Below are 22018 nucleotides of genomic sequence, written 5' to 3' on the forward strand. Positions count from 1 at the left end.
CTTATGAATTGCGCATTAGCAGTGCTTCCAGTATATCGGCTACATCTTCGCAAGCGTCGGTTATACCCTCGAGCATTTCATATATATCTTTTTTCTTGATAATTATAATGGGATCGTTATATTCGATAAATAAATCCTGAATAGATTCCCTCAAAAGTTGATCGGCCTCATTTTCCAGTTCATTAATTCTGTATATGTGCCGTAACATTTGCTTTACTTTTTTTTGTTCCAGCAGTCTAAGGGCAATCTCAATTTCTTCCGCGCAATTTACAATCATTTGAACAAACAATTTTATATAATCGTCAGCCTCGGTTACTTTGTACAGTTCCATCCGGTCTGCGCATGCCTCAATACCATCTACAACGTCATCCAGTTTTAAGGCAAGGCCAAGGATATCTTCTCTTTCAAGGGGTGTAATAAAAGTTTTATTTAAGGCGTGGATAATCTTATGGGTTAGCTCGTCCCCTTTATCCTCGAGAACTTTTATTCTTTCCGCATACGATTCAACATCTTGTAAATCATTAATCTCCTCCCGAAATAAACTGCTTGCTGCTTTTAAATTGTTGGCGCTTAAAATCAGAGTTTCCAAAAAAATATCCCTTTTTTTAAAAAACATTTAATTTTACCTCCTGCAGGATGGCCTGCGGTCTAACGATGTCAGGCTTTTAATTATATACTTGCTTTCATAACAATGATATATCAACTGATATAACAAGTAAATAGTATCCCGGTTGTTAACATTCCTTTTATAAACGAATTTTCATAAAATAATAAATAATCTTATATTGCACTTGAAAGATCTGATTAGTTCTCAAGGGCATAAATATAGGAAAAAGGTCACCAGAGATGGAAGGTTTTTAGTAATACATGTGGAATTACAAAACAGCTAATCAGCTAAGAAATTGCCGGGGAATAAGAGGTTTATTTGTTTGGGTTGTTTTTTGGGGGCGAGACAGACCATTGGTTAATATGAAAGGTTTGGGTTACGCGGGAGTAACCATTGCCGTATTTAGCTGTTTAGTATTAGCTAAACATGATATTGCTCTGGTTAACAATATTTATCACTGGTTGCAAAATAATTGGTGGGTAACTGTCTTACTGATAATGTCGTGTTTGTCCGGATTATTTTTGGGTTATCAATGGGGAAATGCTGCGAACCGGCGTCAGAAATTAAAACCAGTGCAAGGGGAGTTACAGGGAGAACAGTTATTATTGAACACGTTATTCAACAATGCTTTAAGTCCTGTATTCGTGTTTGAACATGATGGCCGCTGTGTTGATGCCAACCGGGCGGCCTTGGAGTTTTTGGGGTGTGAAAAACAAGAACTGCTGGCCGGTAGTTATAATGATCTTTTATTACCAGCCGGTTTTAAACTGTACATGCTGCAACAAGAAAACCTTGCCGATTTAGAACCAGTGGAGATCGATTATCCGGCGGGTGGTAAAGTTAAAACAATGCTGCTGAATATTATACCGGTCAAGTTAACCGAAAAGAATGTTTATTATGTTTTCGGACAAGAAATCACCCACTACAAAAATCAGTTGGAGCAATTGCGTTCTCTAAGCCTGCATGACCCGGTTACCGGCTTATACAACCGTACCTATTTCGAGCAGGAAATGCGCCGTATGGAGGCCGGGCGTAATGTATCGGCCGGTATCATACTGTGTGATTTGGATGGTTTAAAACTAATTAATGACACTTTAGGACACGATCAAGGGGATACATTAATAATAGTTGCCGCTGATATACTAAAAAATTGTTTCAGGGGGGACGATATGGTGGCTAGAATCGGGGGTGATGAATTCGCCATATTGCTTCCGAATGGTGACATTGAAGTGGTGGAAAGGGCCAGTCGTAGAATTAAAGCGGCTGTCGCCAAACATAACACAGCCAACCCTGACCTCCCTTTGAGCATATCCATTGGTTTTGCCGCACGGCGCGGGGCCTCTAAAAAAATGATCGACTTGTATAAAGAGGCCGATAATAATATGTACCGGGAGAAATTACATCATAGCCAGCACGCCCGTGGTACCATTGTTCAAACACTGCTGGCAACAATGAAAGCAAAGGATTTTGCCACCACGGAACAGATGACTCGGTTTAAAGAATTGGTAAGCTTATTTGCTGTCAGTGTCGGTTTACCTGAATCCAGTGTGGCCGGGCTAAAAATGCTGGCTCAGTTTTGTGACATCGGCAAGGTGGGTTTACCGGAAGATATAATCTTTAAGCCGGGCCCGCTAAATCCAGATGAGATGGCTCAAATGCGGCGGCACTGTGAAATCGGTCACCGCCTGGCACTGTCCACACCCGACCTTATGCCCATAGCCGACTGGATATTAAAGCATCATGAATGGTGGGACGGCACAGGTTATCCCCTTGGTTTGAAGGGGAAAGAAATACCTGTGGAGTGTCGCATTCTATCAATTGCCTGCGCATATAACGCCATGGTAAGTTACCGCCCTTACCGAAAAACATTGTCCCATGAGCAGGCTTGCGCGGAGCTTGAAAAATATGCCGGGATCCAGTTTGACCCCCAACTGGTGACCTGTTTTATCGAATTCTTGGAAGCTGGAGCAAAAAAGAACCTGCAAATCAAAAAGAATACACAACCACTGCCCCAACTGTGAACGGGGCGTTGTTGTCTGGAATTTTAAGGAATGGATTCTTTTTACTCACATACTTTCATATTTTTCTACTAATGATAAGTTTAATCGGGAAAAAACTAAACTACTAATATGCGAAATATAATATTCCATTCAAGAGGGGGATCATATGAAAGCTACGGGTATTGTCAGAAGAATAGATGATTTGGGCCGGGTGGTAATTCCCAAAGAAATCAGGCGCACAATGAGGATACGGGACGGTGAACCGCTGGAGATATATGTGGATAGGGAGGGGGAAGTAATATTAAAGAAATACTCCCCTATTACGGACTTGGGACAATACGCCAAGGAATATGCAGATTCACTTCATGAGGCTATAGGCTATATCGTCTGTATAGCCGACCGTGATGAAATCATTGCTGTCTCGGGAGGGTTCAAAAAGGACCTGTTAAAGAAATCGATAGGTACCTTGCTGGAGGATGTTATAGGCAGCGGCCAAACTAAAATTCTGGATGAAGAACATAGTTTAACTGAAGATGAAAGGGTAACATTTAAGAACAGTGTTGTCGCCCCCATTGTAACCAATGGAAATCCCATTGGAGCCGTGATTATTACTTCCAGTGAAGAAGCCCCAATGGGCAATCTGGAAAATAAACTGGCCGAAACCGCGGCAGCTTTTCTGGCCAAGCAAATGAAGGATTAGGGAAAACTGTTGAGCCGGGTTGTGCCCGGTTTTTTTTTGTGGGGTCAGGCACCAGCGGAAGATGAAAATTATCTAATGCTATTTCGGATGAAAAGGCTTGGAAAGGAATTCAGAAACGCCGGAGCATTGTGTTGTCCTCGAAGTTTTTCGGATGAGCCGGGGCGGGGGTATGCTTTATTTCGACAAGTAAGTGGTGCCTGCGAAAGGATTTTAATGACCCGTGTGGAACACTAAAATGGGTGATTTGCACACCAACCAGTATAATTATATCATTGCACATAAATACATAATTAATTTAATTTTACAGGTCCGGTATATAATCGTTTTTGTGCAGTGACTGGGTTGAGGTGATATAATAATGGCCAACGTGATTGGCACGCCGTGCGATATTGCGTGCTGTGTAGAAAAAACCGGGCGATATTAGAAAGGGAGTGGGCAAAATGGGCCAGAATTTGACTAGAAAAATTATTGCAGCTCACCTGGTGGAAGGTGAAATGACACCGGGCGAAGAAATTGCGTTGAGGATAGATCAGACCCTCACCCAGGATGCCACGGGGACAATGGCTTACCTGGAGTTTGAAGCTATCGGTATTCCTTCCGTGCGGACGGAACTTTCTGTGAGCTATGTAGACCATAATACCCTGCAGGTGGGTTTTGAAAACGCTGATGACCATAAATTTTTGCAAAGTGCCGCCGCCAAATTCGGTGTAAAGTTTTCCCGTATGGGTAACGGCATATGCCATCAAGTACACCTGGAGCGCTTTGGCGTGCCGGGTAAGACACTGCTGGGGTCGGACAGTCATACCCCTACCGGTGGCGGCCTGGGCATGCTGGCCATCGGGGCCGGCGGTTTGGATGTGGCTACTGCAATGGCGGGCTATCCCTTTTACGTAAAGATGCCCCGGGTGGTTAATATTCGCTTGCACGGTAAGCCAGCACCCTGGGTGGCGGCCAAGGACATTATATTGGAAGTATTGCGGCGGCTCACTGTTAAAGGCGGGGTTGGTAAGGTAATGGAATACACCGGTCCGGGAGTAGCCTATTTGAGTGTTCCCGAAAGGGCCACCATCACCAACATGGGGGCGGAACTGGGGGCCACATCGTCTATTTTCCCCAGCGATGCAGTTACCGCCAGGTTCCTGGCCGCCCAGGATAGAGCCGCTGATTTTGTTGAGCTGCTACCTGATCCGGACGCCGAATACGATGAGGTTATCGACATCAGGCTGGACGAGCTGGAGCCGCTCATTGCCCTGCCGCATATGCCAGATAATGTGGTTAAAATAGCGGATGTGGCCGGTCAAAAGGTGGACCAGGTGTTTATTGGGAGCTGTACCAACTCTTCCTACACAGACTTGATGCGGGTGGCTGCTATTTTAAAAGGGAAAATCGTTCATCCCCAGGTAAGCCTGGTTATAGCGCCCGGATCACGCCAGGTGCTGAGCAGCCTGGCGGCAAACGGTGCGCTAACCGATCTGGTGACTGCCGGGGCCAGAATATTGGAATGTGCCTGTGGCCCGTGCGTGGGGGTAGGGCAGTCCCCTTGTTCTGCAGGGCTTTCATTACGTACATCCAACCGCAACTTTGAAGGACGCAGCGGTACCGTGGACGCCAAAATATGCTTGGTGAGCTGCGAGGCGGCCGCGGCGGCGGCGCTGACCGGTAAGATCACCGACCCCCGCGATCTGGGCGAACCCATTGATATACCCATGCCAGAAAAATTTCCGGTGGATGACCGGATGATTATCGACCCGCCTAATAACCGGGAGGGGTTGGAGTTGGCGATGGGACCCAACATCAAACCGCTGCCCGTGGCCAGTCCTTTGCCTGGGGAAATAAAAGGTGAGGTGTTGCTAAAGGTAGAGGATAATATCACCACAGATCATATAATGCCGGCGGGCGCTAAAATCCTGGCCCTCAGGTCCAACATTCCAGCCATATCCATGCACGCCTTTGAACGGGTGGACCCCACCTTTGCCCGGCGGGCGCTGGATGCCGGGGGCGGTATTATCGTGGGCGGCTTGAATTACGGGCAGGGCTCCAGCCGGGAGCATGCCGCGCTAGCACCGCTGTATTTGGGCATCAAGGCAGTAATTGCCAAATCATTTGCCCGGATTCATATGCAAAACCTGGTAAACTTCGGGTTGCTGCCCCTTACATTTGCCAATGAGGAAGATTATGATGATATAAAGCCCGGTGATGTGCTGCTGATTGAAGATGCCCGGGAAAGAATGGCCGCTAACAACATGGAAGTGCGCAATGTCACCCGGGGCAAGGTTTATCCCGTCAAACACAGCCTTTCAGGCAGGCAGATAGAAATATTGCTGGCCGGGGGACTGCTTAAATACGTTAAAGATAAAGTTTGAGTTAAAAAATATACCAATTGTATCAACTAACTGGTTGACTGAAAAGGCCCCTGTTAGCCTTTTGGCTAACAGGGGCCTTTTAAACATAATTCAAAAAAATAAACGCCCTAACTGGGCGTTGCCAGGAATTAATTTGTGACGCCTGTCTTGATATATAAATAATAAGCCGTTTATGAAACAATGTCAATAACCATTTTTCTCTGCAGGCAATTTTTTTACAAATGTCGAAAACCGAGTAGCGCGGACAGCGAAAGCAGGAGAGCCGTCCCCGTGCTTTACGCTACAGGGCGTTCTTCTCTTTCAATGCTCCGTTGACAAAGCTGATAAACTCATCGGCTTTGGCTGTAGGAGGTGTGGTTAGCAAGCTTACTGTAACAAATAACACCGTTGCAACGATGCCGCTCCAGATACCCGGCCACCAGCCCAGGGGCATGATATTGCCGAACTGGAACCAAAAGGCGACAACGCCGCCCGCCAGTATACTGGTCACCGCAGCCTGTGCCGTACCTCTCCGCCAGAAAAAGGCACCCACTATTGCCGGTACGGTAACCAGCAACCCGGCCGAAGAGGCCACCGAAAGAACGGCAATCAATCCCAGGCGCAGGGTGGCGAAAAGGAAGACTGCCGTGGAAAACAGCAGTATGAAAAATTTACCCGCCGCCAGCAACTTGCTTTCCTCGATGTCCGGCCTGAGACGCCCGATAATATCCCGGGAGACCATTGATGATAGGGTTAATATAATGGAGTTTACGGTTGATATGGCGGCGGCCGTAATTCCCAGCATTACCAGCAGGGCAATGCCGTTGGGAACTATGTGCAAGGCCAGTAACCCGGGCGTGGCCATATCGCCCCGGGGCAGGTCGGGTATTAATATACGGGCGGAAAAGCCCCATAAAATAGATATTAATGTATAAATAAAACCGAACACCATAAAGCCCGTCACCATTGTACGCATATGGGTCAGGGAGCGGGGAACAAACAGTCGCTGGCTGACCTGCGGGTTGGAAAGGGAGAAGAAAAACCAGGGCAGGCTGAGCCCGATAAAGGTTTGGAAATTAAAATATCCCGGTCCGGGTACAGTCAGCCACTGGGGATAGTCGGTCTCCAGAGTGCTGATCATGCCGCTAAAACCGTCAAAGGCACGGTATACCACGAACAGCACCGAAAGGGTGGCCACGGTAATCATAAGTAATGCCTGTACCGAATCCGTCCACGCCACTGCCCTGAACCCGCCCGTGTAGGCCCAGGTGGTGGCAATAACGGTGGCAATTAGTAGTCCCGTTATAAAGGGAATTGTTCCTCCGGACATGCCTTCAAGCAAAGTGCCTATGCCAATTAATTGTACCGCGCTATAGGGGATTAAAAAAACTATTGAAGCCAGTGCTGCCACAATTTGTAATATTTTGCTTTGATAGCGGTCCCCCAGCAGTTCGGCGGGGGTGATATAGTTATACCGTTTACCCGCCAGCCAGAACCGGGGTCCGAAGAAAGCCACCAGCACCAGGCCGGACAGGTATATCAACTCAAAACCCCATGCCCCAACACCCCCGACATAGGCAAGCCCGGCCAGGCCCACCATCATAAAAGCGCTGTAGGTGGTTGCGCTGTAGGTAAGGGCGGCAACTATACCGCCTATGGAACGGTTGGCCAGGAAGAAATCCGCGATACCTTGTCCCATTCCTTTGCGGGCATAAAGGGCCACTGCAGTGCCCAGGGCAAAATATATAGCTATGGACCAGTATATATGTACAGAATTCAAACTAATCCCTCCACTTGCCGGCAATTATACTTACGCTGACAATGGCTGTAATGGCAAAAACGCCCCAAAATAAAAAGGCACCGGTTACTCTGGGGACATGAGACAGCAAATTAAAGGGCACCCAAAAAGCTGAAAGGACCAGGAAAACAAACCAGAGCACCCACCACTTCAGTGCTTTTTGCATCAAACCATCTCCCGTAACATTATATTTTACCGGGCTTGGCCAACCCGGCATTCCCAATAATTTTTTGGACGTTACTGTTTTCAGGTAAATAAAGTTCTATTGACCGGGGTAAACGGTTAATATATTATTTATATATATCAATTTAGTTTAGTTAAATAAATGATAGGAGTTTTGTTTGCATGTATAAAATTACAGAGGATTGCCGGTTTTGCAATACCTGTATAACAGTATGCCCGGTAGAGGCCATAGAAAAAACCTACCCCATATATCGCATTAACAAGAGCCTTTGTATTGAATGTGGTACATGCCAGGAGTATTGCAGTTTCGGGGCTGTGATTCATATTTAAGGCCCGTCATATCTAATCATGTTCATACCCATTTGGTGCTATTGCTTATCTGCTTTGCCAAAGTATGACACTTTCAAGTCAATATTTGATATTATAAGCACTTTTCCCTTAAAAATAAAGGGTTAAGTTAGTTGAATGTGATAAATGTCAAGCGTTTTATACAAAAAAAGAACCCAGCAGCATGTCTTTATTGTTTTTTAATAATTCTTATACTATACCGAGAAACAAAAAATCCGCGGTGCACTTATCGCGGATTTTTAAGCATTTAATTGTAATATCTAATCTACTGACTACACATTAATTCATGGTTGTGATATAAATGGTGTTGTCCACTTTGGTACCTTTTAATAGTTCACAATGCCGCAGTACGGTAAAATTCCTTTCCAGCTCCCAATCTTTTAAATCAAAATGCCTGGCGATTTCCGGCCGGGTAACCTTGCCCTTTTCTTTTACGAATTCATATATTTTTTTCTGCAGCTCCGTTAACCCTTCAGTTCCGGTTTGGCCGAGTTGTTTGCGGTGGGTGACTGCGCTGTGTACTGCAGCCACGTCGCAGGTTTTGGGCGGCTGGACAGCAATAATAAAACAGTCTTCACACAGGGTTTGCCCGTGCAATTGCATTTCTTCGCCGGCCGGTATTTCTTCCTGGCATTTCGCACATATCATTTTAAATACCTCCAAATTTAAATTTCGTTCCAAAGCTTTATAATCAGGGTGCTGTAAGCCATGCCCGGCCCCCCGTGCATAAGCATGCCTACACTGCACACTTCCAGTATTTCCTCAAGGCTTGCATTCAGTCCCTTTAAAGCTTTCAGGTGCATCCCAATACAGAAATCGCATTTTAAAGCCAGAGCCATGCCCAAGCCGATGAGCCTTTTCTCTTTGGTGGAAAGAATTCCGTCTTGAAAAACCGTGTCATGGAAAGCATTGAATTTTTCAATTAATTCGGGTCTGGTTTCCTGGAGAAAACTTTTACCTTGCTCAATTTGTAATAACATGCTGTTACCTTTTTCCAAATGCCCCGCCCCCCGGCGTTGTTAATTTGTGATTATTATAATTGCTTTACAACTATATTGTCAACATATTAACTAATATGTTTAAATATTTTCGCCATTCGCATGTTATATTGGATTTGGCCTTCGGTAGGTGAACCAAAGGCCAATAATACGTACGTTAATCAGGTTATGGAATTTATTTTGCAAACCGGCATTATTTATTCGGGCGCGAATATTTCCATCAGCTCACGACCTTGTTCCGGGTTTATACTGCCTTTTTCAAGAGCCACCTGAACCGTGTATTGACCCAGCAGGCTATATAAATTACGCAACCGGGGATCCAGTTCCTCAAAAGCTTTCATGTGGCCGGCAATGGTGGTGGCATCTCCCCGGGCTACCGGTCCTGTGAGCGCCCCGGCAGGGCCGACTTTGGTTATATTGGCCACTGTACCCTTCACCAGGGGATACAAGGCTTCAAAGGCCTCTTGAGGACCCAATCCGAATTTGGCGTATAAACCGGTGGCAAAGTGCATCAGTGATACTAGATAATTGGAAGCGATACAGGCTGCTGCATGGTAAACCGGTTTATCAGCAGCGGAAATAGTGAACCACTTGCCATTCAAATCTTCCACTACTTGCCGGGCCAGGGGCAGGGCAGCTTCGTCACCTTCCAGCGCAAAATATGACCCAGGCAGGTTGGTCATGGCGGCCTGTACCTCGGCAAAGGACTGCAGCGGGTGAATACTAACCGCCAGGGCACCTGTCTCCCGGACACCCTGCAGTTCGCTGGCGGCGTGAGCGCCACTGGTGTGTGCCACTACCTGCCCCGGGCGAAAACCGCCCGTTTGGGCTATTTCGGCAGCTACCGGTGCGATACTGCGGTCGGGGGTGGTGATAAATACCAGCTCCGCTCCAACGGCGGCTTCCCTGTTGGTGAGTACAGGACAGTTCAACCGGTGAGCCAGTTGTTCCGCTGACTGCCTGGTTCGGCTGGCCACCGCGGCCACAGCGTATCCTTTTTGTTGTAACAAAATGCCCAGGGCCGAACCCACTTTACCGGCCCCGATAATGGCAATGGATGGTTTATGCATTTAAGGCTGCTCCTTTATCGTGATAATGGGGAAATTTTAACACATAACCAACCCCGGGGCAATATTTGCCTGCTTTAGCCGGGCTGGGGCGTTGTTGAATAATTCCGTTTATTGCTCAAAAATAAAGTATACTTTGTTGTCGATGTCAACTTGGTAGACGATTTTGTCGGGTAGGCGTCAAATGCAGTCTTGCAGAACTATTGGGCTTTCCCGTCTATAAAGTAGACCATAAGTAGTCTTTATTGGTCCTGTCGGCTGCCTGCTTGTGCAGGGTTTGAAGTGGATTTTACAGCTGCGGGCTAAAATGGTATGGTAATTGCTTTAATAATGTCTCAACCAAATGAATAATTCTAAAATTTAGATTTTTGTAACAAAGGGGGAGAGGAAATGTCTATAGATCTATCCCGGGATATTGCTTTTGCATATCCGGAGAACAAAAAATTGATTTTTTATCCCAAGGTGCGAAAAAATCTTTGGGATCTTTATAAGCGCAAGTTGGTTGCCGTGGAGGAAGCAGTGCAAGTGATAAAATCCGGGGATAACGTTGTGCTGCCCCTGGGGTGCGGGGAACCGCCGGCTTTGCTGGAGGCCATGGCCAGGCGGCATCATGAGCTGGAAGATGTAAAGGTGCACCAGATGTTGCCCATCAGGGAAGCGAGTTACTTAAAACCGGAAATGAACAGGAGTTTCCGCCACGTGTCCTGGTTTACCAGCGGTTCCAACCGGCAGGCCGTTAATGAAGGACGGGCTGACTTTATGCCGGGGCACTTTCATGAGTACCCGTATTTCTTTCAGAAATATATCGATGTCGATGTTTTTATGGGTACGGTTTCGCCAATGGATGAAAGGGGTTATTTCAGTTTTGGAGTTTCAGTGGATTATACCACCACTGCGGCATCGCAGGCCAGGGTAATCATACTGGAGGTTAACCCCAATATGCCCAGGACCCGGGGTGAAAGCCTTATCCACATCTCCGAAGTGGATTATATAGTTGAAAATAATAATCCCATACCCGAGTTACCCATACCTGCATTAACGGAAAATGACCGGATTATCGGGGGCTTCATAGCGGAACTGGTTGAAGACGGCTCCACCATCCAGCTTGGTATAGGCGCTATGCCCAATGCAGTGGCCGAGGCTTTACAAAGTAAAAAGAACCTGGGCATACACACCGAAATGGTAACAGACGGCATGGTGGATTTGGTTGAAAGTGGAGCGGTAACAGGAAGCAAAAAGACGTTACACCCGGGGAAAATCATAGGCAGTTTTGCCGCCGGGACCAAAAGACTGTACGACTTTATGAACGATAACCCCCTGGTGGAGATGTACCCGGTATCTTATGTGAACGACCCCTATATTATCGGGCAAAACTATAAAATGGTTTCAATAAACGCCACCCTGCAAGTAGACCTGCTGGGCCAGTGCGCTTCGGAGACCATTGGCCCCAGGCAGTATAGTGCCACCGGTGGCCAGACTGATTTTGCCCGGGGTTGCCTGCGTTCTCCCGGTGGTAAGGGATTTATAGCACTGCATAGTACTGCTAAAAAAGGTCAAATCTCCAAAATAGTGCCCATGTTGCATCACGGAGCTGTGGTCAGCTGTTCCAAAAATGATGTGGATCATGTGGTCACCGAATACGGGGTGGCTAAACTGCGCGGTAAAACAGCCAGGGAAAGGGCACTGGCGCTGATATCGATAGCACATCCCGATTTTCGCTCTGAATTGCGGGCGGCGGCGCGAAAAATGGATCTTATTTAGCCCCATCAATGGTTGCCTGGTTTATACCAGGCAATTGGTATTGGGAGAGTTACCGGTGATTAATTCAGTTCAGGGCGGCAGGTTTTTGGACTTGAGATATTGAAAGTATAAAATAACTTGACACTAGAAGGTCTGGTGCAAATATGGCGATATTAAAACTTAAAAAATTAAAAATGGAGAATGTTGTTGTCAGCCTGGAAGACATCGTTGATTCCTCCAGTAATGCTGTGGTGGCCGTTAACTGTGCTGGAATAATTGTTTATTGCAACAGTCAGGTGGAAAAAACCCTTGGTTTACCGACCCGGTTAATCATAGGGCGGCATGTGGAAAAGTTTTTCCCCGGTACCGGGCTGTTGGAAGTGATGTCCGAGGGAAAACCGCAGTTGGGTTGCAAGTTTGTGCTTAATGGCGACACTTACCTTTCCAATCGTAACCCCATCATCATTGATGGTAAAATCGTAGGTGCGGTGGCTGTTTTTCAGGATGTTACGGAAATTCAAAATATTATTGATACGCTGACTACCAAAAATGAAATTGTTTGCGAACTGCAGGAAACCCTTGCCAATGTGTTGGAACTATCCAATGATGGTATTATTGCCATTGACCGGGACTACAAAATTACCATGGTCAACCAGCCCTATGCATCTTTTTTTAATAAAAAGCCCCAGGATTTAATTGGCATGGATGTTAGAGAACTTTACCACTGTAAACCTGTTTTCGCTCGCTCGATGGAGACCGGTGAAACCGAGTATGGATATGTCACAACTTTGAATGGCAAAGAGATCATAGCCAACAGAAAGCCCATAAAAAAGGATGGCCAAATTGTTGGTGCGCTGGGTACGGTGGCTTTTAAAACCATATCGGATTTATATGACCTGTCTCAAAAGATACAAAAATTACGCACCCAGCGTGACTATTACAGGAATGAACTGGACCGCGCCCAGCGGACTCGTTTCACCTGCGAGCAAATTATCGGGCAGAGCCCTGCTTTCAGCGCCCTGAAAGAGACTGTCAAGAAAGTAGCCAAAAGCCATTCCACAGTGCTTATCAGAGGGGAAAGCGGTACGGGCAAAGAACTGTTTGCCCGGGCTATCCATGCTGAGAGTAGTCGCCACCGCGGACCTTTTGTGCGGGTAAACTGTGCCGCTATTCCCGAAAATCTCCTTGAATCGGAGTTGTTTGGATACAAGGAAGGGGCATTCACCGGAGCCAAACGAGGCGGTCATGTGGGGAAATTTGAGCTGGCGGACAAGGGGGTAATATTCCTGGATGAAATCGGGGATATGCCCCTGATGATGCAGGCCAAACTGCTGCGGGTGTTGCAGGAAAAAGAAATTGAACGTCTCGGAGATACCAAACCGCGCAAGGTTGATGTGCGCGTAATTGCCGCCACCAATCGTGATCTTGAAGAGATGATTATTAACGGGGAGTTTCGCGAAGATCTTTATTACAGGGTTAATGTCGTCACCCTGAATATTCCGCCCCTGCGCAGGCGGGGTGAAGATATCGATTTGCTGATGCATTATTTTATTAAACGGTTTAATGAAATCTTTGGCCTTGAGGTGGCGGGGGCCGATAACGAGGTCATTCAGATTTTCAAGAACCACCGCTGGCCGGGTAATGTGCGGGAATTGGAAAATGTTATAGAGAGGGCCTTTAATGTTATAGACGGGAATATGATTCGCAAGGAACATCTGCCCATGTACCTGCATAACAGTCAAAAGTACAAGGTCATCAGCCGCGAAGGCGGGCTGGCCAAACTGGTGGAAGATATTGAGCGGGAAGCTATCGTGGATGCGCTGGAAGCCTGTGGTGGTAATAAAAACCGGGCAGCTGCCATGCTGGGGATCTCCCGGGCAGGACTTTATAAAAAGTTAAGCCGGTATAAAATATAGATCATCATGCTTTAACCAGTTTAATTTCCCGGCTATCAGTATAGATAATTTGTTTTTCGAAAAGATATAATTAACAACCATAGCTAAAAGGAACCAGGATATGTACAGAGGTAACCCTTTGCACAAAAATATGTTATTTACGGCCGCTTTAGGGTTTGCAGGCTATAAAGGTGCTGTTTGGCTAGGCAGAAAAATGATTGATAAGGCAGCCGATGGCCTGCTGCGTAGATTAATGGTGGATCCCTACGGGGAAAATTTATGGGAATTTGTTTCAGCTTCCCGCAAAACCGGACTGCAGAAAATAGTGGAGACCAACCTGAGGGCCCAGGAAGGGAAGGTAATTAAGCGGCCTTTAGGCAGCCCGAAGAAAATACCCGACTTCGATGGTATTATGTTTAACTTTGCCCAACTGCACAGGCTACCAACAGGCGAAGGGGCTTCCGTAAATACCAGGGTTACCATAGGGCCTTGCGCCCAAAAACCTCTACAAATAGAAATGCCTATCATGATTGCCGGGATGGCCTATGCTCTGGCATTGTCCGCCAAAGCTAAAATAGCACTGGCCAAAGGCAGTGCAATGGCCGGGACAGCAACTAATACCGGCGATGGACCCTTCCTTGCGGAGGAAAGAAAGGCGGCCGAAAAGCTAATTATTCAATATAACAGGGGCAGGTGGAACAAGTCCGAAAGGTTTTTAAAACAGGCGGATATGATTGAAATCCACATTGGCCAGGGCGCATCCGGCGGAGTTGGATATTACATTGAAAATAAAGAAATTGACCGGAAGATTAGAAATATGCTGGACCCTGGTTGGGGGGAAAAGGGAGTAGTGCATGCCAGTATCCCCGGTATAAGGGAGCGAAATGGATTAAAGCATCTGGTGGCGCACCTGAGGGAAGTTACCCGGGGTGTACCCATTGGGGTAAAACTGGCAGCGGGTAAATACCTGGAAGAAGATATGCTGATAGCGTGTTCAGCCGGTGTTGATTTTATCACCCTTGACGGTTGCAATGGTGGTACAAAGGGTTCAACACCTATTCTGCAGGATGATTTTGGTTTACCAACTTTGTTTGCTGTGGTCAGGGGAGCAAATTTCATTAAAGAGCATCAATTAAAAAATAAAGTAAGCCTGATCGTATCAGGCGGCCTGGTAACTCCGGGAGATTATTTAAAGGCCATAGCCCTGGGGGCGGATGCCATATATATTGGCAGTATTGCTTTGTTTGCCATGAGCCATACCCAGGTGTTGAAGCCCTTTCCCTGGGAACCTCCCCCGGAGCTGGTTTGGTACAAGGGCAAATACCGGCGGAGCTTTGATGTGGATAAAGGGGCCGAGGCACTGGCCAAATATCTTTTATCTTGCAATGAAGAAATAAAAGAAGCTGTAAGGGCTCTGGGTAAAAAAGATATTCGTGAAATAGATAAAAGTGATTTGTTTGCCCTGGATCACTTTACAGCAGAGGTTGCCGGTATACCGCTGGGATTCAATAAAACAGGCCTTGATGATTATTGAAAAAGCCGAATGTGATTAATTTACACATTCGGCTTAAATAGTTGCTACCATTTTGAATTCCATTGCCGTTGCATTTTCCAGTTATACTTTAAACCTGTCCACTGTTTGCTTTAATACGCCGGCGATATTGGCCAGTTCCTGGGTGGCACTGGACACTTGTTGTATAGAAGAAGCAATTTGCTCGTTGGCCGCAGAAAGCTGCTGTGTGTCGTTATTGGCTTGTTTTGCAGCCTCCGCCACCTCGTTAATGACCCGGGTATTTTTTTCTACGGCTTTTATGATCTGCTCCAATGAAGCTCCCGCGGTTTGGGATAATGCAACCCCTTCGTCAACCTCGTGCACCCCTTGTTCCATAGCAGCCACAGCATTGTTCACGCCACTTTGGATATCTTTTATTAAACCGGTTATTTTACGCGCGGCACCGGCGGACTGTTCGGCAAGTTTGCGTACTTCTTCCGCCACAACTGCAAAACCGCGCCCGTGTTCACCGGCCCGGGCTGCCTCTATGGCAGCATTTAAGGCTAATAGATTGGTCTGCTCGGCTATGCCGGTAATGGTGTTAATAATCTCTCCTATTTGGCTTGATTGCTGCCCCAGTCTTTGAACCGCCTCGGAGGCATCACTGGTTTTGGAGGCAATGGCACCTATTTTGACTACTATTTCCTCAACTGCCTGGTTACCTTGTCCGGCGACAAGCTGCACCGCCTCGGATTCCCTGATTGCATACTCGGCATTTTCGGCACCCTGGGCGGAGGTTGCCGCCACCTCGTTGGTTGTACTGGCCACTTCTTCAACTGTGGCACTTATTTCCTCGCTGGTAGCGGCTAACTCTTCACTGTGGGATGCCAATTGGTCGGAACTGTTTTGGATGTTGTATATCATCTCTTTTAAATTATCCACCATTTTGTTAAAGGCTTTGATTAAAACACCGATTTCATCCTGACTGCGGGATTGTTCGATTTTTTGGGTCAGGTCTCCCGTGGCAATGGATTCCGCCGCCCGGCTTAAACTGACAATTGGTTTTGATATTATACTGGCAATGGCAGTGGCAATAAGCACCATGATGATAACGGCAATTGCTGTCACGGCAATGCTCATGTTTCTAATGCCGTCCAAAGGAGCCATTATATCATCAACGTTGGCTGTTTGGGCCACTGACCAACTGGTTAATTCAACCGGGGCATAGGCAAGTATTTTATCTGTGCCCTGGTATATGTAATAGCCAAACCCTTTTTCGCCGTTATTCATGTTTTCAAGCAACTGTTTTAGTTTACCATCGGCCAACTCCAGTATATTTTTATTGCCTACAAGTTGGGAGTCGGGGTGGGCAATGGTTGTATTATCCGCTGCTTGTATTAAACCATAACCTGTACCACTCAGGCGCATATCTTGAATAATCTTTTGCAAATAATCCAGTTCCACAGTTACGCCCACCAAACCGACCAGTAAACCGTCCTCATCATTATAGACGGGCGCAACCACTGCAATCACCTGGTTTCCGGTGGCTTTGCTGATTATGGGATCTGTAATCACTGTCTCGCCGCTCATTACCCGGGGGAAATAATCTCTATCAGAGACGTCAACGGGCACATCGTTGGTACCGATACCTTTACCGGTTGCGTCAGCAATATATAAATATTCATATTCTTCGTTGGCTTCCTGAACTCGCTTCAATACCGGCAGGCATATACCGGGATCTAATGTCTGAATAGCCGCATCCTTAGCCCGGTTGTTTATATCCTTAACGATACCATCCAGCCATTGATTGACAATTTTGGCGTTAAAATCCGCGCTCTCTGCGGCGGCGTTGGTAATTTGCTCCGTTAATATAATAGAAACCCTATTATAATTGATAACAGATACTACGGACAATATCATCATAGTAGTCAGGCTAATTATTAGAATTATCTTTAATTTGAGACTTCTCAAAAAGGTTACCCTCCTTTAATGTGTAATGATTAATAAAATAATCTTTTGCTTTTGGGTTCTGAGGTTATCCACATACAATATTCATTGTTATTCAAACCGCTTTAAAAAACGGCACCAACATATTGGTTAATTCTTCTAATGTAATGAAACCCGCAAATATGAGTTCCCAAAGGAATGTCTGCAAAAAATGGATTTGTACCTTGGTTGCTATTTTCTAAGAAATGATCATGATTTCGCGCAAATTCCATGTAGTTACACCCTCGCTTATAAAAAGTGATTTTTAGATAAAGTTTTCAATCAAAACAGAAAAATTCCTGCAAATAAATTCTGATAATATTCGATAAGGGAGCTGTGTATAAAATTCTACGCATATCTGAGCACATATCGATACATCGATGGCTAAGCAATGACTTGGGCGTTTTTTAGTAAAAAAGAACTTCTAAAATAACCAAGGTTTTTGCATAAAAGGGGGTAAAAATTAAAAGTATAATATCGGGAGGTGTTGAATTTGATAACTATAGCTTTGGATGATGATTTGAGCAGATTACGTGACGACCTGGTAAAGGAAGGATTCAAAGTGGTGGATAAAACAATGGTTGATCACGCGGATGCACTTATTGTTTCCGGCATGGAAAATAATTTTATGAATATGCAGGATATCAGAACGGAAAAAAAGGTTATCGATGCTCGTGGAAAAAGTGTCCGGGAAATTGCCGACGAACTTCGTGGATTTATGTAAGTCCACACGTAGCTTTGACTGGGAGCATAAATTATTTGCACTTCATGGGATCGCCCGAAGCCAAGGAGTTAAACTTGCCTAATGGCAAGTTTGACTCCCGTTGACGATTTCTTTGTAGTGTCGTTGTGATTAGAAACTCGCGGGATTGTTCCAGTGTCTTGCCAGTTTAAAACCATAGCTAGTATACCTGGAGCATTACGTTTGGGCTCGAACCAGCGGGAAAGAATGCGAAGACTGTAGTTGAATGGTTTTGTAACCAATTAATTGGTTTGCTGTTTGGTGCCCTGGGAGTTTTGATAAACTTCAGGGCGTTATCTTAGTTTCCTCGGTATTCAGCTGTGCCATTGACATACCGGTGTGCCGGTGGCTTTGGTAGATATCCTGTATACATGAAAAGGAACTGGCAGGAAAGATTAGACTGGTAGGGAAGTATAGTATAGAATATACGGGAGAAAAATGTCGGGGAGGAAAAATAGCTTTGCTTTTTGCTAAAGTACATGGATTGGGCAATGATTTCGTTCTGGTTAACTTAAACGAGGAAAAAAGTTTGTCCGTTGACCTGGCCGGGTTGGCCGAAAAAGTGTGCCACCGTAATTTCGGGGTGGGCGCGGACGGATTGGTGCTGATTGGACCGGGCAAAGAGGCGGATCTGGCGATGCAAATAATTAATTCCGACGGCAGTGTGGCAGAAATGTGCGGCAATGCCATCCGCTGTGTGGCAAAATATGCCTACGAGCATAAACTGGTGGATAAAACTAAGATGACGGTAGAAACGGGAGCGGGCATTATGGTGCCCGAGTTGATTATAGAGAACGGTAAAGTTATTGCCGTACGGGTGGATATGGGTATGCCCGGCCTGGAGAGGGAGCAGATTCCCATGACCGGGCCGGCGGGCAGGGTGATAAATGAACCCCTTGCGGCAGGGGATCATGTTTTTCACATTACCACGGTCTCCATGGGCAATCCCCACTGTGTAATTTTTGTGCCCGATGTGGCGGCGGTACCCCTTGAGAATTGGGGCAGGCTCGTGGAAACGCATCCCGTCTTTCCCCGTAAAACCAATGTGGAGTTTGTCCAGGTACTGAATGACAAAGAGGTGCGTATGCGAGTTTGGGAAAGGGGGGCTGGGCCTACCATGGCCTGCGGCACAGGTGCCTGTGCCACGGCGGTGGCTTCGGTGCTAAACGGGCATACCGGTAAAAACGTCAAGGTACACTTGTATGCCGGAGCACTTGATATAGAGTGGGCAGAGGATAATCACTTGTATATGACCGGTCCCGCCGAAGAGGTTTTTACCGGCGATTACCTGATCAAGTAAGCCATGGGCAAAGGCGATAGTAAGATTTATTAAACGTTATAATGAAATGGGAGGGTTTAGTTTTGAGCTTGCAATTTGAACAGGCACAAAGGATCAAAAATTTGCCACCTTATTTGTTTGCCCGGATCGAAAAATTAATTGATGAAAAGCGGGCAGCCGGAGTGGATGTAATCAGCCTTGGTATAGGTGATCCGGACATGCCCACGCCGGGTTATATAATCGAGGAATTGAAAAAACAGGCGGAAAACCCGGCTAATCACCAGTATCCATCGTCTGCGGGCATGCTCTCATACAGGCAAGCCGTGGCCCGGTGGTATAAAGACCGGTTTGATGTGGAACTGGACGCCGCCAGTGAAGTGGTTTCCCTGATCGGTTCCAAAGAAGGCATTGCCCATATATCCTTTTGTTATCTGAACCCCGGCGATATTGTATTAGTACCTGATCCAGGGTACCCGGTATATGCCGGCGGAGCTATTTTAGCCGGTGCCGAGCCCTACTATATGCCACTGACGGCGCAAAACCGCTTTTTGCCTGATTTAAACGCAATTCCCGCTGATGTGGCCCGCCGGGCTAAAATGATGTTTATCAATTATCCCAATAATCCCACCGGTGCTGTGGCCGGCGAAGATTTTTACCGGGATGTTATATCCTTTGCCCGGGAGTATAATATTTTAATTTGCCATGATGCTGCTTATTCCGAAATGGCCTATGACGGCTATAAGCCGCCCAGTTTTCTACAGTTCCCCGGCGCCAAGGAAGTCGGCATTGAGTTTCACTCGGTATCTAAAACTTATAACATGACCGGCTGGCGTATCGGTTGGGCTGCCGGGCATCCCCAGGTAGTGGAAGCGCTGGGCAGGCTTAAGTCCAATATTGATTCGGGCCAGTTCCAGGCGGTTCAATATGCAGCTATTAAAGGTCTCACCGGATCTCAGGAAGCCGTGCTGCAAATGCAAAAGGTTTACCAGCAGCGGCGGGATATACTGGTGGATGCCCTGAACAGCATGGGCTGGCAACTCGAAAAGCCCAAGGCAACCTTTTACGTGTGGGCGCCGGTGCCTGCTGGGCACACATCGGATTCCTTTGCCGAGCTGGTTCTGGATAAGGCCGGTGTAGTGATTACCCCCGGGAACGGATATGGCAGCAACGGCGAAGGCTTCTTCCGCATTGCACTGACAGTGGAAAAAGAGCGGATGCTCGAAGCACTGGACCGGATGAAGAAAAATATCGGTACGGTGAAATTCTAACCGTTGCAATACAATTTTTTAGTTTGCACAATGCTAAAGTTAATTAAGAGCTGCGGGCACAATCTAACTATATCTATTAGCGAGAGGAGTGAACACCCGGTTTAAAACCGGGGTAAAAGTATGAAATTAGCTGAACGGGCTCAAAATATCAGTCCTTCCCCCACCCTGTCCATTGATGCCCAGGCCAAAAAAATGATAGCCGGGGGGATTAAAGTAATCAACTTTGGTGTTGGTGAGCCTGACTTCGATACGCCTGAGCATATCAAACAGGCCGCGGTAAAGGCCATTGCCGACGGCATGACCAAATATACCCCGGTGGCGGGCACCGATTCGTTACGCCGGGCCATTGTCAAAAAACTGGCTGAAGACAACAACCTGCAGTATGAACCCGGACAGATAGTGGTTTCCGCCGGGGCCAAACATTCGCTTTATAATGCTTTTCAAGTGCTGTGCCAGGCAGGGGACGAAGTAATTTTGCCCGCCCCGTATTGGGTAAGCTATCTGGAACAAATAAAACTGGCGGGAGCAAAACCTGTAATTGTTCCCACTACTGTGGAAAATGATTTCAAGCTGACGCCCGCCCAATTGCAAAATGCCATTACACCCAATAGCCGGGTGATTATCTTAAACAGTCCCAGTAACCCTACGGGTTCGGTGTATACCAGAGAAGAACTGGCAGCTCTGGGCGAGATTTTGGTGAAAAATAACATTATCATAATCTCCGATGAAATATATGAGAAATTGATTTACGACGAGAGAGAACATGTCAGTATTGCTGCTTTGAACCCTGCTTTGAAGGATTTGACCGTGGTTATCAACGGGGTTTCCAAATCCTATGCCATGACCGGGTGGCGTATTGGTTATGCCGCTGCACCTCAACCGGTGGCTAAGGCTATGGCTGACTTGCAAAGCCACTCCACCTCCAATCCCACATCCATTGCCCAGGCGGCCAGTTTGGAAGCGCTTACAGGCACCCAGGAACCTGTACGGCATATGGTGGTAGAGTTTGCCAAACGGCGGGATTATATTATGGAAAGATTGCTGGCCATACCCGGCGTCAAATGTAACCGCCCGGGCGGTGCATTTTATGTATTTCCTGAAATAAAGCCGCTTCTGGGTAAAAGTTATGCCGGTACGGTCATAAACTGCGCCACCGATCTGGCCAGGGTGCTTTTGGAAAAGGAGCACGTAGCCATTGTACCCGGGATAGCCTTTGGTGATGACACTTGTTTCCGCCTTTCCTATGCCACCTCGATGGATAATATTCGTGAGGGGTTGGATCTCATAGAAAAGGTGTTAACGGGATTACACTAAAAAATAAACCTGTGTTCAGGTACATAGTTTTGGTGGACGCCAAGCTCAAGACAGAAATTTAAAAAACGCGTTGCAATTACATTTAATGCGGCGCGTTTTTTAAATGGTGGATTTGCGGTGCGAGTGATCCAACAAATATAAGTAGATAGTTGAGTTATTCCACCCCGGGCAAAGATTATCACTGGTTTTCTTTTTATTTAAAGGAATTTCTTTTTTTAGGTAGAAAATTTATTTTTAGTGTTCAACAGTCAATACTATA

At 46.5% G+C, this 22018-nt stretch carries 18 protein-coding genes; 11 read left to right on the forward strand and 7 right to left on the reverse strand.

The features are described from left to right. Nucleotide 1: 1 nt before the first annotated feature. A complete protein-coding gene (locus LX24_RS02665; protein WP_166510589.1) occupies nucleotides 2-616 on the reverse strand; it encodes a DUF47 domain-containing protein in 615 nt (204 codons plus the stop codon). Between the two features lie 353 nt (nucleotides 617-969). Here LX24_RS02665 and LX24_RS02670 point away from each other — a divergent pair, with 353 nt between their 5' ends. The 3 genes from LX24_RS02670 (at nucleotide 970) to LX24_RS02680 (ending at nucleotide 5670) form a co-directional block, all read left to right on the forward strand. Beyond that, nucleotides 970-2628 carry a diguanylate cyclase domain-containing protein gene (locus tag LX24_RS02670; protein WP_243131597.1) on the forward strand — a complete coding sequence of 553 codons (1659 nt, stop codon included), beginning with the start codon at nucleotides 970-972 and terminating at the stop codon, nucleotides 2626-2628. 145 nt (nucleotides 2629-2773) lie between these two features. Beyond that, the gene (gene spoVT, locus LX24_RS02675; protein WP_166510591.1) at nucleotides 2774-3307 is read left to right on the forward strand and encodes a stage V sporulation protein T; all 534 of its coding nucleotides are present in this window, start codon (nucleotides 2774-2776) and stop codon (nucleotides 3305-3307) included. A 440-nt stretch (nucleotides 3308-3747) separates the two neighbouring features. Next, on the forward strand, nucleotides 3748-5670 hold the full coding sequence (locus tag LX24_RS02680; RefSeq protein WP_166510592.1) for an aconitate hydratase: 1923 nt from the start codon (nucleotides 3748-3750) through the stop codon (nucleotides 5668-5670). Nucleotides 5671-5950: 280 nt separating this feature from the next. Here LX24_RS02680 and LX24_RS02685 read toward each other — a convergent pair whose 3' ends face one another. Both LX24_RS02685 and LX24_RS02690 read right to left on the reverse strand, forming a co-directional pair. Beyond that, nucleotides 5951-7429, reverse strand: coding sequence for a sodium:solute symporter family protein (locus LX24_RS02685; RefSeq protein ID WP_166510593.1), 1479 nt, complete (start codon nucleotides 7427-7429; stop codon nucleotides 5951-5953). A 1-nt stretch (nucleotide 7430) separates the two neighbouring features. Beyond that, nucleotides 7431-7613, reverse strand: coding sequence for a hypothetical protein (locus LX24_RS02690; protein WP_166510594.1), 183 nt, complete (start codon nucleotides 7611-7613; stop codon nucleotides 7431-7433). Nucleotides 7614-7792: 179 nt separating this feature from the next. Between LX24_RS02690 and LX24_RS02695 the strand changes: the two genes are divergently transcribed. Then, a complete protein-coding gene (locus LX24_RS02695; RefSeq protein ID WP_166510595.1) occupies nucleotides 7793-7960 on the forward strand; it encodes a DUF362 domain-containing protein in 168 nt (55 codons plus the stop codon). Between the two features lie 297 nt (nucleotides 7961-8257). On the opposite strand, the gene LX24_RS02700 is transcribed toward LX24_RS02695, so the two are convergent. The 3 genes from LX24_RS02700 to LX24_RS02710 form a co-directional block, all read right to left on the reverse strand. Continuing rightward, nucleotides 8258-8626 (reverse strand): hypothetical protein, encoded by a 369-nt coding sequence (locus LX24_RS02700; RefSeq protein ID WP_166510596.1) that lies wholly within the window; start codon nucleotides 8624-8626, stop codon nucleotides 8258-8260. Between the two features lie 17 nt (nucleotides 8627-8643). Beyond that, the gene (locus tag LX24_RS02705; protein WP_243131584.1) at nucleotides 8644-8976 is read right to left on the reverse strand and encodes a carboxymuconolactone decarboxylase family protein; all 333 of its coding nucleotides are present in this window, start codon (nucleotides 8974-8976) and stop codon (nucleotides 8644-8646) included. 197 nt (nucleotides 8977-9173) lie between these two features. Further along, nucleotides 9174-10046: a Rossmann-like and DUF2520 domain-containing protein gene (locus LX24_RS02710; protein WP_166510597.1), complete on the reverse strand. Its 873-nt coding sequence runs from the start codon at nucleotides 10044-10046 to the stop codon at nucleotides 9174-9176. Nucleotides 10047-10433: 387 nt separating this feature from the next. Between LX24_RS02710 and LX24_RS02715 the strand changes: the two genes are divergently transcribed. From LX24_RS02715 to LX24_RS02725, 3 genes are all read left to right on the forward strand, one after another. After that, a complete protein-coding gene (locus tag LX24_RS02715; RefSeq protein WP_166510598.1) occupies nucleotides 10434-11804 on the forward strand; it encodes an acetyl-CoA hydrolase/transferase family protein in 1371 nt (456 codons plus the stop codon). 143 nt (nucleotides 11805-11947) lie between these two features. Next, nucleotides 11948-13699: a sigma 54-interacting transcriptional regulator gene (locus LX24_RS02720; RefSeq protein ID WP_166510599.1), complete on the forward strand. Its 1752-nt coding sequence runs from the start codon at nucleotides 11948-11950 to the stop codon at nucleotides 13697-13699. Between the two features lie 193 nt (nucleotides 13700-13892). After that, a complete protein-coding gene (locus LX24_RS02725) occupies nucleotides 13893-15212 on the forward strand; it encodes an FMN-binding glutamate synthase family protein (protein WP_243131585.1) in 1320 nt (439 codons plus the stop codon). Nucleotides 15213-15293: 81 nt separating this feature from the next. Here the strand turns inward: LX24_RS02725 and LX24_RS02730 are convergent, their stop codons facing one another. Next, nucleotides 15294-17141, reverse strand: coding sequence for a methyl-accepting chemotaxis protein (locus tag LX24_RS02730; protein ID WP_166510601.1), 1848 nt, complete (start codon nucleotides 17139-17141; stop codon nucleotides 15294-15296). A gap of 508 nt (nucleotides 17142-17649) precedes the next feature. Between LX24_RS02730 and LX24_RS02735 the strand changes: the two genes are divergently transcribed. The 4 genes from LX24_RS02735 to LX24_RS02750 all read left to right on the forward strand — a co-directional run bounded on the left by LX24_RS02735 (nucleotide 17650) and on the right by LX24_RS02750 (nucleotide 21759). Beyond that, nucleotides 17650-17880: a YkuS family protein gene (locus LX24_RS02735; RefSeq protein WP_166510602.1), complete on the forward strand. Its 231-nt coding sequence runs from the start codon at nucleotides 17650-17652 to the stop codon at nucleotides 17878-17880. Between the two features lie 478 nt (nucleotides 17881-18358). Then, entirely contained in the window at nucleotides 18359-19198 is an 840-nt protein-coding gene (gene dapF, locus LX24_RS02740) for a diaminopimelate epimerase (RefSeq protein ID WP_166510603.1), read from the forward strand. A 68-nt stretch (nucleotides 19199-19266) separates the two neighbouring features. After that, the gene (locus tag LX24_RS02745) at nucleotides 19267-20445 is read left to right on the forward strand and encodes an LL-diaminopimelate aminotransferase (RefSeq protein ID WP_166510708.1); all 1179 of its coding nucleotides are present in this window, start codon (nucleotides 19267-19269) and stop codon (nucleotides 20443-20445) included. A 120-nt stretch (nucleotides 20446-20565) separates the two neighbouring features. After that, nucleotides 20566-21759, forward strand: a complete 1194-nt coding sequence (locus LX24_RS02750; protein WP_166510604.1) for a pyridoxal phosphate-dependent aminotransferase — start codon at nucleotides 20566-20568, stop codon at nucleotides 21757-21759. The last annotated feature ends 259 nt before the right edge of the window (nucleotides 21760-22018 follow it).

Source organism: Desulfallas thermosapovorans DSM 6562 (assembly GCF_008124625.1).
Lineage (GTDB): Bacteria > Bacillota > Desulfotomaculia > Desulfotomaculales > Desulfallaceae > Sporotomaculum > Sporotomaculum thermosapovorans.

What these genes read in the sequence shown, in the direction of transcription:
- LX24_RS02665 (WP_166510589.1), bottom strand. Translation starts at nt 616, where the DNA reads ATGTTTTTTAAAAAAAGGGATATTTTTTTGGAAACTCTGATTTTAAGC.
- LX24_RS02670 (WP_243131597.1), top strand. Translation starts at nt 970, where the DNA reads ATGAAAGGTTTGGGTTACGCGGGAGTAACCATTGCCGTATTTAGCTGT.
- spoVT (WP_166510591.1), top strand. Translation starts at nt 2,774, where the DNA reads ATGAAAGCTACGGGTATTGTCAGAAGAATAGATGATTTGGGCCGGGTG.
- LX24_RS02680 (WP_166510592.1), top strand. Translation starts at nt 3,748, where the DNA reads ATGGGCCAGAATTTGACTAGAAAAATTATTGCAGCTCACCTGGTGGAA.
- LX24_RS02690 (WP_166510594.1), bottom strand. Translation starts at nt 7,613, where the DNA reads ATGCAAAAAGCACTGAAGTGGTGGGTGCTCTGGTTTGTTTTCCTGGTC.
- LX24_RS02695 (WP_166510595.1), top strand. Translation starts at nt 7,793, where the DNA reads ATGTATAAAATTACAGAGGATTGCCGGTTTTGCAATACCTGTATAACA.
- LX24_RS02700 (WP_166510596.1), bottom strand. Translation starts at nt 8,626, where the DNA reads ATGATATGTGCGAAATGCCAGGAAGAAATACCGGCCGGCGAAGAAATG.
- LX24_RS02710 (WP_166510597.1), bottom strand. Translation starts at nt 10,046, where the DNA reads ATGCATAAACCATCCATTGCCATTATCGGGGCCGGTAAAGTGGGTTCG.
- LX24_RS02715 (WP_166510598.1), top strand. Translation starts at nt 10,434, where the DNA reads ATGTCTATAGATCTATCCCGGGATATTGCTTTTGCATATCCGGAGAAC.
- LX24_RS02720 (WP_166510599.1), top strand. Translation starts at nt 11,948, where the DNA reads ATGGCGATATTAAAACTTAAAAAATTAAAAATGGAGAATGTTGTTGTC.
- LX24_RS02725 (WP_243131585.1), top strand. Translation starts at nt 13,893, where the DNA reads ATGATTGATAAGGCAGCCGATGGCCTGCTGCGTAGATTAATGGTGGAT.
- LX24_RS02750 (WP_166510604.1), top strand. Translation starts at nt 20,566, where the DNA reads ATGAAATTAGCTGAACGGGCTCAAAATATCAGTCCTTCCCCCACCCTG.